The sequence below is a fragment of the Methylobacterium sp. P5_C11 genome (assembly GCF_054049775.1).
In genome coordinates this window covers 51,227-62,950 of the sequence record NZ_JBFULS010000023.1, presented here as the reverse complement: position 1 = coordinate 62,950, position 11,724 = coordinate 51,227, and the positions used below count along the sequence as shown (strand labels likewise).

Annotated in this window: 14 protein-coding genes; 8 read left to right on the top strand and 6 right to left on the bottom strand. The window is 68.6% G+C overall.

Annotated elements, in window-relative coordinates; genetic code table 11:
* Nucleotides 1-116: 116 nt before the first annotated feature.
* The 5 genes from ACXJKQ_RS14310 (at nt 117) to gatB (ending at nt 4,250) form a co-directional block, all read left to right on the top strand.
* Nucleotides 117-257 (top strand): hypothetical protein, encoded by a 141-nt coding sequence (locus ACXJKQ_RS14310; RefSeq protein WP_457106393.1) that lies wholly within the window; start codon nt 117-119, stop codon nt 255-257.
* A gap of 167 nt (nt 258-424) precedes the next feature.
* Nucleotides 425-712, top strand: a complete 288-nt coding sequence (gatC, locus tag ACXJKQ_RS14305) for an Asp-tRNA(Asn)/Glu-tRNA(Gln) amidotransferase subunit GatC (RefSeq protein WP_457106392.1) — start codon at nt 425-427, stop codon at nt 710-712.
* Nucleotides 713-791: 79 nt separating this feature from the next.
* A complete protein-coding gene (gatA, locus tag ACXJKQ_RS14300) occupies nt 792-2,270 on the top strand; it encodes an Asp-tRNA(Asn)/Glu-tRNA(Gln) amidotransferase subunit GatA (RefSeq protein ID WP_457106391.1) in 1,479 nt (492 codons plus the stop codon).
* On the top strand, nt 2,267-2,566 hold the full coding sequence (locus tag ACXJKQ_RS14295) for a hypothetical protein (protein ID WP_091777665.1): 300 nt from the start codon (nt 2,267-2,269) through the stop codon (nt 2,564-2,566). The genes gatA and ACXJKQ_RS14295 overlap by 4 nt, the downstream gene beginning before the upstream one ends.
* A gap of 211 nt (nt 2,567-2,777) precedes the next feature.
* Nucleotides 2,778-4,250 carry an Asp-tRNA(Asn)/Glu-tRNA(Gln) amidotransferase subunit GatB gene (gatB, locus tag ACXJKQ_RS14290; protein ID WP_457106390.1) on the top strand — a complete coding sequence of 491 codons (1,473 nt, stop codon included), beginning with the start codon at nt 2,778-2,780 and terminating at the stop codon, nt 4,248-4,250.
* A 562-nt stretch (nt 4,251-4,812) separates the two neighbouring features.
* Here gatB and ACXJKQ_RS14285 read toward each other — a convergent pair.
* The 5 genes from ACXJKQ_RS14285 to ACXJKQ_RS14265 all read right to left on the bottom strand — a co-directional run bounded on the left by ACXJKQ_RS14285 (nt 4,813) and on the right by ACXJKQ_RS14265 (nt 9,106).
* Nucleotides 4,813-5,295 carry a DUF3280 domain-containing protein gene (locus tag ACXJKQ_RS14285; RefSeq protein WP_457106389.1) on the bottom strand — a complete coding sequence of 161 codons (483 nt, stop codon included), beginning with the start codon at nt 5,293-5,295 and terminating at the stop codon, nt 4,813-4,815.
* A 69-nt stretch (nt 5,296-5,364) separates the two neighbouring features.
* A complete protein-coding gene (locus ACXJKQ_RS14280; RefSeq protein ID WP_457106388.1) occupies nt 5,365-6,420 on the bottom strand; it encodes a biotin/lipoyl-binding protein in 1,056 nt (351 codons plus the stop codon).
* Nucleotides 6,420-6,614 carry a DUF1656 domain-containing protein gene (locus ACXJKQ_RS14275; protein ID WP_457106387.1) on the bottom strand — a complete coding sequence of 65 codons (195 nt, stop codon included), beginning with the start codon at nt 6,612-6,614 and terminating at the stop codon, nt 6,420-6,422. Before ACXJKQ_RS14275 ends, ACXJKQ_RS14280 begins: the two co-directional genes overlap by 1 nt.
* A gap of 24 nt (nt 6,615-6,638) precedes the next feature.
* Entirely contained in the window at nt 6,639-8,678 is a 2,040-nt protein-coding gene (locus ACXJKQ_RS14270; RefSeq protein ID WP_457106386.1) for an FUSC family protein, read from the bottom strand.
* A 131-nt stretch (nt 8,679-8,809) separates the two neighbouring features.
* Nucleotides 8,810-9,106: a hypothetical protein gene (locus ACXJKQ_RS14265; protein ID WP_457106385.1), complete on the bottom strand. Its 297-nt coding sequence runs from the start codon at nt 9,104-9,106 to the stop codon at nt 8,810-8,812.
* Between the two features lie 241 nt (nt 9,107-9,347).
* On the opposite strand from ACXJKQ_RS14265, the gene ACXJKQ_RS14260 reads away from it, so the two are divergent.
* Complete coding sequence (locus ACXJKQ_RS14260; RefSeq protein WP_457106384.1) at nt 9,348-9,983, top strand: glutathione S-transferase N-terminal domain-containing protein; 636 nt, start codon at nt 9,348-9,350, stop codon at nt 9,981-9,983.
* 7 nt (nt 9,984-9,990) lie between these two features.
* Here ACXJKQ_RS14260 and ACXJKQ_RS14255 read toward each other — a convergent pair whose 3' ends face one another.
* Entirely contained in the window at nt 9,991-10,455 is a 465-nt protein-coding gene (locus tag ACXJKQ_RS14255; protein ID WP_457106383.1) for a DUF2147 domain-containing protein, read from the bottom strand.
* A gap of 268 nt (nt 10,456-10,723) precedes the next feature.
* Here ACXJKQ_RS14255 and ndk point away from each other — a divergent pair, with 268 nt between their 5' ends.
* Nucleotides 10,724-11,146 (top strand): nucleoside-diphosphate kinase, encoded by a 423-nt coding sequence (gene ndk / locus ACXJKQ_RS14250; RefSeq protein ID WP_457106382.1) that lies wholly within the window; start codon nt 10,724-10,726, stop codon nt 11,144-11,146.
* A 168-nt stretch (nt 11,147-11,314) separates the two neighbouring features.
* Nucleotides 11,315-11,680 (top strand): hypothetical protein, encoded by a 366-nt coding sequence (locus ACXJKQ_RS14245; RefSeq protein ID WP_457106381.1) that lies wholly within the window; start codon nt 11,315-11,317, stop codon nt 11,678-11,680.
* The last annotated feature ends 44 nt before the right edge of the window (nt 11,681-11,724 follow it).

Genomic DNA, 11,724 nt, shown 5'->3' with positions numbered 1-11,724 from the left:
CGGGGCGCCGTTCGCGACTAGGTAGGTTAACGCTTCGTTAACCCGCGCCATGGGTGTCCGCCGTGTCGACGACAAACCTACTCTCCCGTTCCGCTCCGTCCCGGCGTCGATCGGCGATGCCGCGCAAGCACCGCCTGATGCTCGTTCTCGCCATCGAAATCCTGGTCGCGGGCATCACCCAAGCCATGATCCAGCCGGTCCGGCAACCGGGAATCACCATCGAGATTTCGGTGACGCCCCATCACGTGGTGACCTGATCGAAGCGGGATGTCCGATCGACCGACTGCGCCTGCCGGTCGATCCGCGACCGCGCCGGCACGAGATGCGGCACCCCGGCTCAGCCGCGTTGCGGCGCGTCGAGGGCCGATGCTATAGGCCGACCGACTTCGGGAGACCGCTCCCGGGTAGGGGCGAACGGGACGGCATGTCGGTCGACGAGAAGACGGTTCGGCGTATCGCACATCTGGCGCGGATCGCGGTCACCGACGACGAGGTCGGGCCGCTGCAGGGCGAGCTGAACGCGATCCTGGCCTTCGTCGAGCAGCTCGGCACCGTCGACGTGTCCGGCGTGGAGCCGATGACCTCGGTGACGCCGATGGCGATGAAGAAGCGCGAGGATGTGGTCACCGAGGGCGGCCGCGCCGACGACGTGGTCGCCAACGCGCCCGAGACCGAGGACAACTACTTCCTGGTCCCGAAGGTGGTCGAGTAGGCCGAGAGCAGCCCCGGCCCTGGCGGACCGGTATTGTGGCGGGCAGGCGCGCGGCGGCGCGCGCGGGGACGTGAACAGCGTGGATCCGAACGAACTCACCCTGGCCGAAGCGCGCGATGCCCTGAAGGCGAAGCGACTCTCGGCCCGCGAGCTGACCCAGGCGCATCTCGACGCGATGGCGAAGGCCCGCGCGCTCAACGCCTACCTTCGGGAGACCCCGGACCGGGCTCTCGAGATGGCCGAGGCGTCCGACCGGAAGATCGCGTCCGGCGAGGCCCGGCCGCTGGAAGGCATCCCGCTGGGCATCAAGGACCTGTTCTGCACGCATGGCGTGACGACTACGGCGGGGTCCAAGATCCTGGAGACCTTCGAGCCGCATTACGAATCAGCCGTGTCGGCCAATCTGTGGCGCGACGGCGCCGTGATGCTCGGGAAGCTCAATCTCGACGAGTTCGCCATGGGCTCGTCCAACGAGACGAGCGCCTTCGGCAACGTGCTTTCGCCCTGGCGGCGCAGGGGATCCGACGCGCAGATCGTGCCCGGCGGCTCGTCGGGCGGCTCTGCCGCCGCGGTCGCCGCGCGGCTCTGCCTGGGTGCGACCGCCACCGACACCGGCGGCTCCATCCGCCAGCCGGCCGCCTTCACCGGGACTGTCGGAATCAAGCCGACCTACGGGCGCTGCTCGCGCTGGGGCACGGTGGCCTTCGCCTCGTCCCTGGACCAGGCGGGTCCGATCGCGCGGACGGTCCGCGACTGCGCGATCCTCCTTGGCTCGATGGCGGGTGCCGATGCCCGGGACACGACCTGCGCGGACCTCGCCGTGCCCGATTTCGAGGCCGCGGTCTCGCGCGGCGTGAAGGGCCTGACCATCGGCATTCCCAAGGAGTACCGGGTCGACGGCATGCCCGCCGAGATCCAGAAGCTCTGGGACGAGGGTGCGGCCTGGCTGAAGGCGGCCGGCGCGACGATCCGGGACATATCGCTGCCGCACACGTCCTACGCACTGCCGGCCTACTACATCGTGGCCCCGGCGGAGGCGTCCTCGAACCTCGCCCGCTACGACGGCGTTCGGTACGGCCTGCGGGTGCCCGGCAAGGACATCGCGGGGATGTACGAGAACACCCGCGCCGCCGGCTTCGGCCGCGAGGTGAAACGCCGGATCATGATCGGCACCTACGTGCTCTCGGCCGGCTACTACGACGCCTACTATGTCCGCGCCCAGAAGATCCGCACCCTGATCAAGCGCGACTTCGAGGCTGCCTACGCGGCCGGGGTCGACGCGATCCTGACGCCGGCGACGCCGTCGGCCGCCTTCGGCATCGGCGAGAAGGCCTCGGCCGACCCGGTTGAAATGTATCTCAACGACGTCTTCACCGTGACGGTGAACATGGCCGGGCTGCCCGGCATCGCCGTGCCGGCGGGGCTCGACGGCCAGGGCCTGCCCCTAGGCCTGCAGCTCATCGGTCGGCCCTTCGACGAGGAGACGCTGTTCGCGGTCGCGCAGGTGATCGAGGATTCGGCCGGCCGGACCGTCCTGCCCGAGCCGTGGTGGTCATGACCGTTCCCTACTATCCCTGGACGGTCTGGATCTGGGCCGGGTTCGATCCGGCCCTGATCGTGGTGGCGGTCTATCTCGGATGGACCGCCAGCCAATTCGGCAAGGTCTTCATCGCGGCGATCGCGGCGCTGGGCTTCTCGGTTCTGTTCTCCTACGCGGTGAGCGCCGCCGGCATCCCCTGGCCGGCGCCGATCACCCATGACGGCCCGACCTTCTTCCCGGTGCGCGCCGTCGCGGCCCTGCTCTGGGCGATCCTCGGCTATGGCGCCCGGCAGGCGGTCAGACGACGCGCTTGATCTTTTCGCGACGCGGCCGGTAAGTGGCCGCACGACACCCGCGCCCACTTGCGCCCTCATCCTGAGGCGCCCGCGTGAGCGGGCCTCGCAGGAGGCCTCCAGCCGGCCGCGCGATCCCTGGAGCCCTCCCTTCGAGGCTGCCGCGCAGCACCTCAGGATGCGGATGCAGGTGGGAGCATTCCGCCACGCTCCCTTCCCAGCCCGGACGACCATGAACGCACCCGTCGACCCCAAGAAGCTGATCAAGGGCGGCCTCCACGACTGGGAGGTGATCGTCGGCATGGAGATCCACGCCCAGGTGTCCAGCCGGGCGAAGCTGTTCTCCGGCGCCTCCACCGAGTTCGGCGGCGAGCCGAACGACCACGTCTCGCTGGTCGATGCGGCAATGCCCGGGATGCTGCCGGTGATCAACGCCGAGTGCGTCGCGCAGGCGGTGCGCACTGGCCTCGGCCTGAAGGCCCGGATCAACCTGCGCTCGGTGTTCGACCGGAAGAACTACTTCTACCCGGACCTGCCGCAGGGCTACCAGATCTCCCAGTACAAGGACCCGATCGTCGGCGAGGGCGAGGTTCTGGTGGATCTGGCCGACGGCGCGTCGATCAACGTGGGCATCGAGCGCCTGCATCTCGAGCAGGATGCCGGCAAGTCGCTGCACGATCAGGACCCGACCCGGAGCTTCGTCGACCTCAACCGGTCCGGCGTGGCGCTGATGGAGATCGTCTCCCGTCCGGACCTGCGCTCCTCCGAGGAGGCGAAGGCCTACGTCACCAAGCTGCGCACGATCCTGCGCTATCTCGGGACCTGCGACGGTGACATGGAGAAGGGCTCGCTCCGCGCCGACGTCAACGTCTCGGTGCGCCGCCCCGGCGAGCCGCTGGGCACCCGCTGCGAGATCAAGAACGTCAACTCGATCCGCTTCATCGGTCAGTCGATCGAGGTCGAGGCGCGGCGTCAGATCGCGATCCTGGAGGATGGCGGCAAAATCGATCAGGAGACGCGCCTGTTCGATCCGACGAAGGGCGAGACGCGGTCCATGCGCTCGAAGGAAGAGGCACACGATTACCGCTACTTCCCGGATCCGGACCTGCTGCCGCTGGAGTTCGACCAGGCCTACGTCGATGCCCTGGCCGAGGGACTGCCGGAGCTTCCGGACGCCAAGAAGGCGCGGTTCGTGCAGGATTACGGCCTGTCGCCCTACGATGCCGGCGTGCTCATCGCGGAGCGGGCGTCGGCCGACTACTACGAGGCGGTGGCGAAGGGGCGGGACGGCAAGGCCGCGGCCAACTGGGTCATCAACGAGCTGTTCGGGTGCCTGAACAAGGAGGGCCTGTCCATCGAGGCGACGCCCGTGTCAGCCGATCAGCTCGGAGCCATCGTCGACCTGATCGGCGAGGGCGTGATCTCCGGAAAGATCGCCAAGGACCTGTTCGAGATCGTCTGGACCGAGGGCGGCGACCCGCGCGCCCTCGTCGAGAGCCGCGGCATGAAGCAGGTCACCGACACCGGCGCCATCGAGGCGGCGGTGAACCAGATCATCGCGGCGAACCCCGACAAGGTCGCCCAGGCCAGGGAAAAGCCGACCCTGCTCGGCTGGTTCGTCGGCCAGACCATGAAGGCCACGGGTGGCAAGGCGAATCCCGCAGCGGTGAACGCCCTGCTCAAGGCGAAGCTCGGGATCGACTGATCCCAGGGTCACGGGGGGGCGGAGTGCCGGGCGCCCTGCGGGGCGCCGGGGCTTCGCACCAGGGCTTCGCGCCACGACGATAGCCCGCCGCGGCGATGCCGGGGCGGTGAAGGCATTGCGAAATCCGATTTGGTGAAACCGCGGCGGAACGGCTCTAAGTGGGGCCTTTCGCGCATTCGAAGGCGTGCCGTATCTGGCCGCTTCTGCGCCCCTGGAGCCGCTTCCGTCCGGCTGTTCGTGTGGTGCCGCTGAATTCCGGGCCGAACCTGTCCCCGAACCGTCTATGCGGCGTTCCGCTGCGGTGGAGTCATGCCTGTCTCCTCCAGCTTCCGGCAACCGTCACCGTAGCGAAACCTGATCGCGTCAAGGTTTCCGGCCGGTTCGTGCCCGCTTTGATCAAGCACAGATGGAGACTGCTCCCGTCTCCGAAGGCGGTCAATAGCTATTTTCTCGACGACCGCTTTTTCCGAACGACATCACGGCCGCATCGCGCTGCACCCACCGAGAGGACAACAGCTTGGATCGATCCTGCGGCGGTGCAAAATCTTGATTGGCGCACAAGCTACTTGCCGGCATTCATATTGTTCTGCACCAGAAAGCGGATGCCGCGGTCGAAGGATTCGTCCGTGTCGCCGCGCAGGTCGACGCTGTAGGCCTTCTCGGGCGCATCACCGGCGACGGGCTTCACGTAGACGTTCAGGTTGAGGATCAGATTCGAGACCTTCTGCACCTCGCCGGTGATCGCCACGTCGGCGCCGAGCCTGCGGGCGAAGTCCTCCGCGCAGCCGCTGCAGTTCCGCAGATCGGCACTGCGGGCGACCTCGCCCCGCACCGGATCCGTCGAGACCACGACGAACAATGCGTTCTTCTCCAGCAGATCTCGAAGTTCGGCACTCACCCGCTTCAGGCGGGCCGTATCGGCCGCGTCGGTCGGCACCGGCGACAGGTTCGAGAACTGGAAATCGAACACTGCGGCCTTCGGCGGTGCGGCGGCAGCGGGTCCGCCTGCCAGCAGCACGAGGGCAAACACAAGACGACAGCTCATGGCGTTCTCCAGCGCGCGTGTTTCCGGAGAACGCGGCAGACTGATCCGGGTCACGCCCGGATCGCGACTTCAACGCCGGTCGGCCTCGGCCGAAGGTCCGGCCGCCGGCGTCGTCAGTGCCGAGACGCGGTCCCGCAGAGCCATGAACCAGTCCGGGTCCGGCGCGCGGCCGCCGTTGACCACCACGGTCGCGGTCATGCCGGCGATGAGGGGAACGCCCGGTGCGATATGGTCGATGCGGATGCGAACTGGCACGCGCTGCGCCAGACGGACCCAGGTGTAGACCGGGTTGACGTCCGGCAGCCCCTGCGTGCTGGCGGCGGCGTTCGCCGTGGAGATGCCGAGTGTGATGCTGTCGACCGTTCCGGTCAGGTGCGGATCGAAGCCCATCAGCTTGACGTCGGCGGGATCGCCCACGTGGACGTTGGCCAGTTTGGTCTCCTCGAAATAGCCGTCGATCCAGAACGAATCGGTGTCGACCACGCTGATGTTCGCGGTGCCGGTCCGGGCGTAATCGCCGACCCGCATGAGCAGGTTGGTGACGCGGCCATTGACGGTGGACGTCACCTGGGTGCGTCCCAGGTTCACCTTGGCTTGGCGCAGCTGCGCCTGAGCGCCTTCCAGCGCCGCCTCGGCGATCTTGGCGGTGCCGGCGAATTGCTGCTTCTCCTCGATCGAGGTCGAGACGGTCGTCAGCGCCTGGCGCCGGGCCGACTGCGCGTTCTTCACTTGGAGGTCGGCCTCCCGGTTCTTGACCTCCGCGTCCGCCGAGGTGACCGAGACCTCGAAGTCGATGGGATCGATGACGTAGAGGACATCCCCCTTGCGGACGGTCTGGTTGTCCTGGACCCGGACGTCGACGATCTGCCCGGAGACCTGCGGAGCGATGTTGGCGACCTGAACCCGGACCCTGCCGTCGCGGGTCCACGGCGCCGCCACGTAGAACGCCCACACGAACGCCGCTGCGAGACCGGCAGCGAGCAGGATCACGCCGGTCGCCGCCAAGCGGACGATCCTGGCTGTGCGGCCCCGGCGTGGGACCGCGGGCAGGCGATCGGCCGGCTCCGACGCGGCGTCGCGGGAGGCGGGCTTCGGATCGTCCTCGTCGGCGGTGGTATCGGGCATCAGATCAACGCGATCAGGAGGGCGAGAACACAGACGTAGAGGCCGGCCTCGGCGAGCGGAGCGTTGGCGACGTAACGGCTGAAGCGGATGCGGGCGAAGAGCCAGCGCAGGGCGAGCAGAATCACGAACGCGGCCAACGCGTAAGCGACGAAGGCGGAAACCAGCACCCCGCCGAGATGGATGTCCTCGTGCATGGTCACCCCAGGAGACGCTGCCGGTCAGAAGAGCGCGATGTCGAGGCGATGCAGGAATCGCCGGTGGCGGGTGATGGTGCGTGCCGCGGTGACGAGGTCGCTCGCCGCGCAGGCGGTGGTGAGCCGCACCGCCCGATCCCGCGCGGATGCGGCGCGGATCAGTTCGCGGGCGGCTTCCTCGAGAGCGCGATCGTCGCCCGCCGCGAGGGCGTCGCGGGCGCGGGGGATCACGCCGCGCAGGCTCTGGATCGACCAGAGCCGGCGGAGTTCCGCATGAGCCCGGGCGGCGGCCGCTTCCAGGCGGGCGAGGGCGAAGGCGTGGGTCAGGTTCGCCCGTCGCACGGCACCGCTTCCCGAGCTGTAGCCCGCGAACTGGAAGAGCCGGTCCGCATTCAGGCTCGTGCGCGTCGTGGCATCGCCCCCCTCGCCGACGAGCGCATCGGCCAGCGCCCGCCGCGCGGAGTCGAGGGCGAACACGCGTTGCTGCGCGCGCGTGACCGGGAGCAGCAGGCGGACGACGATCGACAGGATCACGGCGGCCACGACCACCAGGAAGGCGTTCAGCAGGAAGGTGAGGGCATCGTAGCTCTGCGGGTTGGACGGCCCGAGCAGCACCGGAAAGAACACGATCACGATGAAGCCGATGCCGAAGGTCTTAGGGTTGAGCGACAGGAAGCAGCCGAAGGCGATCACCGGCGCCATTACGATCGCCAGCATCGGGAATCCCTGAACGCCGTTGAGGAACACGAACCGGGCGATGCCCGCGAAGGTCGCCGCGAGGATCATCCCGATCACCACGCCGTTCGCGAATTTCCGCGGATCCGGCGTCGAAGATGACAGGGCCGCGGTTGACGCCACTTGGACCAGCGCGAAGGACGCCTGCGGCAGGCCGAGGGCGACGAAGGCGGCCGCCGTGACGGCGAAGCCGATGGCCACCCGCAGGGCGCCGCGCAGGGCGACCGGGAAGTCGCGGTGCGTCGGAAGCGCGGCATCGCGCAGGGGGCGATGTCCGTCCGCCACCGCACGGATCCCATCCTGCGCGAAGGTCGCGGCGCAGACGAAATCCAGGGCGCGCTGGAGGACCACAACCTCGTCGAGGGGGCGATCCCCGGCACGGACCGCGGCGTCGACGAGGTCGCGCAGCCGTTCGTCGTCGCGGTCGAGGGCCTCGGGATCGGGCGCGTCGGCCACCCGCCGGCAGATCGCCATGGCCTCTGCGACGGCCGGGCTCGGATTGCGCAGGCAGGCAGCCGCGGCCGCCACGCTGCGGATCGACGCGGCCATCCCGTAGAGTGCGGCGATGCAGCTCCGCGCACCGGCGGCGCGGAAGCGACCGTCGTCGAGTTCCCCCGCGATCGCGCTGGCATCGGCGCGCATCGGCGCGATGGTGCGGATCAGCGCGGCGGTTTGGGTGGCGCCGAGATCCCCCGCCGCCAGCGTCTCGCGGGCATAGCTCCGCGTTTCGTCCCAGGCCGTGCGGAGCTGCGGCAGCAGTGCCCGCCACGTGCTCGGCGACGCCAGGGCATCGTTGATGAAGGTGATCACGACGATGCCGAGGACGATCACGGCGACGCGGGACACCGCGGCGTCGAAGGCGCCCTGCGGGTCGTCGATCTGGCCCAGGGCGATGATCGCCACGGTGTAGCCGGAGAGCATCGCTCCGTAGGCCCTCGTATCCTGCAGGTACTGCGCGACGAAGACGCAGAGGCCGAGCCACACCGTGAATCCGAGGAGAAGCAGCACCCGGTCCTGTCCGAACAGGCCTACGAGGGCGAGGGACACCACCGCTCCGATCAGGGTGCCGAGGAGGCGATAGACCGCCTTCGAGATCGCCTGCCCGCGCTTGGGCTGCGCGAGGATCGCCACGCAGGTGGCGGCGGACGAGGCGCTGTCGAGCTGAAGCCAGAAGGCGGCGGCCAGGGCCAGCATCATGGCGATCCAGATCCGCAGCGCGAACGCCCAGGCGGCCGGCTTGGGCACCCAGGCATCGAGGAACGCCACCGCACGGTCGAAGACCGATGCGGCACGCGCCCCCCCGGCGGGGGTGACCGCGGCCTCAGCCACGCCGGTCCCGGCGCAGCGTGCCGTCCGCCTTCACCTGGAACGGAACCTCGTCCGTCATGGCTTCGCGCCTCCCGACGTCGCCCATGGGCGGATGTCTGAACACACGAGAAGCTCTGCGGTTCGCGAGCGCCTCAGGCCTTGTCGCCGCCTTTGAGGCGCTTGTTGCACTTGCTCCAGTACTGCGGCCATTTCGGCCCCTGCGCCGCCTTCTGCACGTCGGTCAGCGCACGCCACTCGGCGCCGCAGGTCTTCTGACGGTCGCGGGCGGCGGCCTGGCCGGAACTGGGCTGCTTGGCGGTCGCCCCGCCCGGTGCCGCCGGCGCCTCGGAGGCCGGAGGGGCCTTGGCGGGCGCCTCCTTGGAAAGGCCCGGCTGAGCAGCCAGCAGCGGCGCGGACAGGATCGCGATCCTGACGAGTCGATCGATCATTCGTTTAGTCCCCCTCGGACGTCGTGCCGACGCCCGAGACGCAGTCTCGCCGCGCGCGCGCCGGGCCGGCAAGCCCGGCACCGCATCTGCCAACAGCTTCGGCGACGACGGCCCGAATCGTCAGCCGAGATTCCGCCTCGCCCTTGAGCGCGGCCGGGAAATCGTCTTCACTGTTGGTGTTGTCCGAAAACGGCGGAGGACCACCGCGCCGCCGATGATTCGGTCGAGGAGCAGGCAGAGCATGGCAGCGGTGTCCGGGCGGCCGATCGACGTCCATACGTGGAGTACGCCGAACGGCTGGAAGATCCCGATCATGCTCGAAGAGTGCGGACTGCCCTATCGGATCGTCCCGGTGGACATCGCCAAGAACGAGCAGTTCGGCCCGGACTTCCTCGCGATCTCGCCCAACAACAAGATCCCGGCGATCGTCGATCCGGACGGGCCGGGTGGACAGCCGATCTCCGTTTTCGAATCCGGCGCGATTCTGCAATATCTCGGCCGGAAGACCGGGCAGTTTTACCCTTCGGACGAGCGAGCCCGCGTCGCGGTCGATGAATGGCTATTCTGGCAGGTGGCGGGGTTCGGGCCGATGCTCGGGCAGACCCACCACTTCAAGATCTACGCGCCCGAGAAGGTCCCGTACGCGATCGAGCGGTTCACCGCCGAGGCGAAACGCCTGTACGGAGTCCTGGAGCGGCGCCTCGAAGGCCGGGCGTATCTCGCCGACGCCTATTCAATCGCCGACATCGCGACGTTCACCTGGGCGAAGCTCAATTTCAAACAGGGCGTCGATATCAACGCCCTGCCGAACGTGGCCCGCTGGTTGGACAGCATCCTGGCGAGGCCGGCAGTGCAGCGCGGCCTCGCGTCGATCTGACAAACGGTCAGTTCTTGTTGGCGGCCTGCTGGTTCACGTCCGGGACGCGGGTCCAGGTCTGTGAGCCGCACAGCACCTTGAGCATGCAGCCGGACACGCTGAGTTCGGCCTCGCTCTCGCGCTCCAGGCTGACCGTGTAGATCTTGCCTTCCTCGATATTGTAGAGTTCCCCAGTGTACTTCTCCTCATCGGGCTTGAGGCCTTCGATGAGCTGGAGACCGATCACAGGACGGGCGCGCTTCTTCGGATCGGGATTCTTGAGGTCGGTGCGCGGCGCGCCGCTGTCGGTGGTGGGCATCTTCAGCCAGACGACCTTGCCGCAGACGAGCTTCTGCCCCGGGCCGCAGCGGTCGATCCGGATCTTGGCGCGGCCATCCCCGGTGAGCCAGGTGCCGGACGGATCCTTGGCGGTGTCGGCGGCAGCGGCGGAGAGGCCGGCGAGCAGCAGGCCGGCGCTGAGAGCGAGTCGCATGGTTCGTCTCCGGTATTGGGGCATCGCGGACGCCCGAGGGGTGGACGAAGTCGGTTGGTGCGTGAGAGAGCCGCCGCAATCCGGCGATTTTTCGGCGGTGTTGCGGCAGAGCCACGGCCGTGCTTGATCCAGGCCGTCCCGGCGCGCAGCTTGAGGCCTCGGGGAGCGCCCGCTATAAGCCCGGCACCGAAGCGAAATTCTCGCTTTCGAGGCGCTGCCGGACGCCCGGCGCGCCGCACGATTTATCCACAGACAGACCGGACGCACCATGGCCACCGAGCGCACCTTCTCGATCCTGAAGCCCGACGCGACGCGGCGGAACCTGACCGGCGCGGTCAACGCGGTTATCGAGGAGGCGGGCCTGCGCATCGTCGGCCAGCGACGCATCCGCATGACCAAGGCGCAGGCCGAGAAGTTCTACGAGGTGCACAAGGAGCGTCCGTTCTTCGGGGAACTCGTGACGTTCATGACCTCCGGCCCGGTTGTGGTTCAGGTTCTCGAGGGCGAGAACGCGGTTGCCAAGTACCGTGAGGTGATGGGCGCCACGAACCCGGCCCAGGCGGCCGAGGGCACGATCCGCAAGAAGTTCGCCGAGTCCGTCGGCGAGAACACGGTCCACGGTTCGGACAGCACCGAGAACGCCAAGCTCGAGATCGCGCAGTTCTTCCAGGATTCCGATATCGCCGCGTGAGGCGACGCGCGGTGGCGGTCCGGGCACACCGGGCCGCCATCGTCCCATGCCGCACCCGGCCGCGCGGTGAATGCCGCCGGGTGTGTCCGGGCCGCCATTGACGGCATACGGGCCTGAAGCGTCCAACGGCTGAGCTTAACCAACCTCAGCCCCTGGACCGCCACGACCATGACGATGCGCCGCCTGCCCCTGATGATCGCGACCGGCCTGTTCGCCCTCGGTGCGACCGCCGCCCTCGCCGGCGGATCCTCGGCCCCGTTCCAGCAATACGAGCCGGATCCGGCGCTCAAGACCGCCACCAAGGCCAGTCTGGAGGGCCGCGTGCGGCACGCCTGCACGGTCGTCCAGGCCCGCATGACCAGCGCCACCGAGGCCGCCCTGGAGCGTCCCTGCGGCTGCTATGCCCGCCAGACCCTGCGCAGCCTGGACCAGTCCGAGATCGAGGCCTACCGCACCACCGGCTACTTCAACGATTCCGCCCGCGCAAAGGCGCTCTCGGCCCTCGACAGCTGCAAGCTGCAGCGTCCGGTCTGAGGCATCCCGACAGCTTGCCGGTCTGCGCGCCGCCGTCGCGGGCG

Bases quoted from the DNA above. Each gene is read 5' to 3' on its own strand.
- ACXJKQ_RS14310 (WP_457106393.1), top strand. From the start codon at position 117: ATGCCGCGCAAGCACCGCCTGATGCTCGTTCTCGCCATCGAAATCCTG.
- gatC (WP_457106392.1), top strand. From the start codon at position 425: ATGTCGGTCGACGAGAAGACGGTTCGGCGTATCGCACATCTGGCGCGG.
- ACXJKQ_RS14295 (WP_091777665.1), top strand. From the start codon at position 2,267: ATGACCGTTCCCTACTATCCCTGGACGGTCTGGATCTGGGCCGGGTTC.
- gatB (WP_457106390.1), top strand. From the start codon at position 2,778: ATGAACGCACCCGTCGACCCCAAGAAGCTGATCAAGGGCGGCCTCCAC.
- ACXJKQ_RS14285 (WP_457106389.1), bottom strand. From the start codon at position 5,295: ATGAGCTGTCGTCTTGTGTTTGCCCTCGTGCTGCTGGCAGGCGGACCC.
- ACXJKQ_RS14280 (WP_457106388.1), bottom strand. From the start codon at position 6,420: ATGCCCGATACCACCGCCGACGAGGACGATCCGAAGCCCGCCTCCCGC.
- ACXJKQ_RS14275 (WP_457106387.1), bottom strand. From the start codon at position 6,614: ATGCACGAGGACATCCATCTCGGCGGGGTGCTGGTTTCCGCCTTCGTC.
- ACXJKQ_RS14265 (WP_457106385.1), bottom strand. From the start codon at position 9,106: ATGATCGATCGACTCGTCAGGATCGCGATCCTGTCCGCGCCGCTGCTG.
- ACXJKQ_RS14260 (WP_457106384.1), top strand. From the start codon at position 9,348: ATGGCAGCGGTGTCCGGGCGGCCGATCGACGTCCATACGTGGAGTACG.
- ACXJKQ_RS14255 (WP_457106383.1), bottom strand. From the start codon at position 10,455: ATGCGACTCGCTCTCAGCGCCGGCCTGCTGCTCGCCGGCCTCTCCGCC.
- ndk (WP_457106382.1), top strand. From the start codon at position 10,724: ATGGCCACCGAGCGCACCTTCTCGATCCTGAAGCCCGACGCGACGCGG.
- ACXJKQ_RS14245 (WP_457106381.1), top strand. From the start codon at position 11,315: ATGACGATGCGCCGCCTGCCCCTGATGATCGCGACCGGCCTGTTCGCC.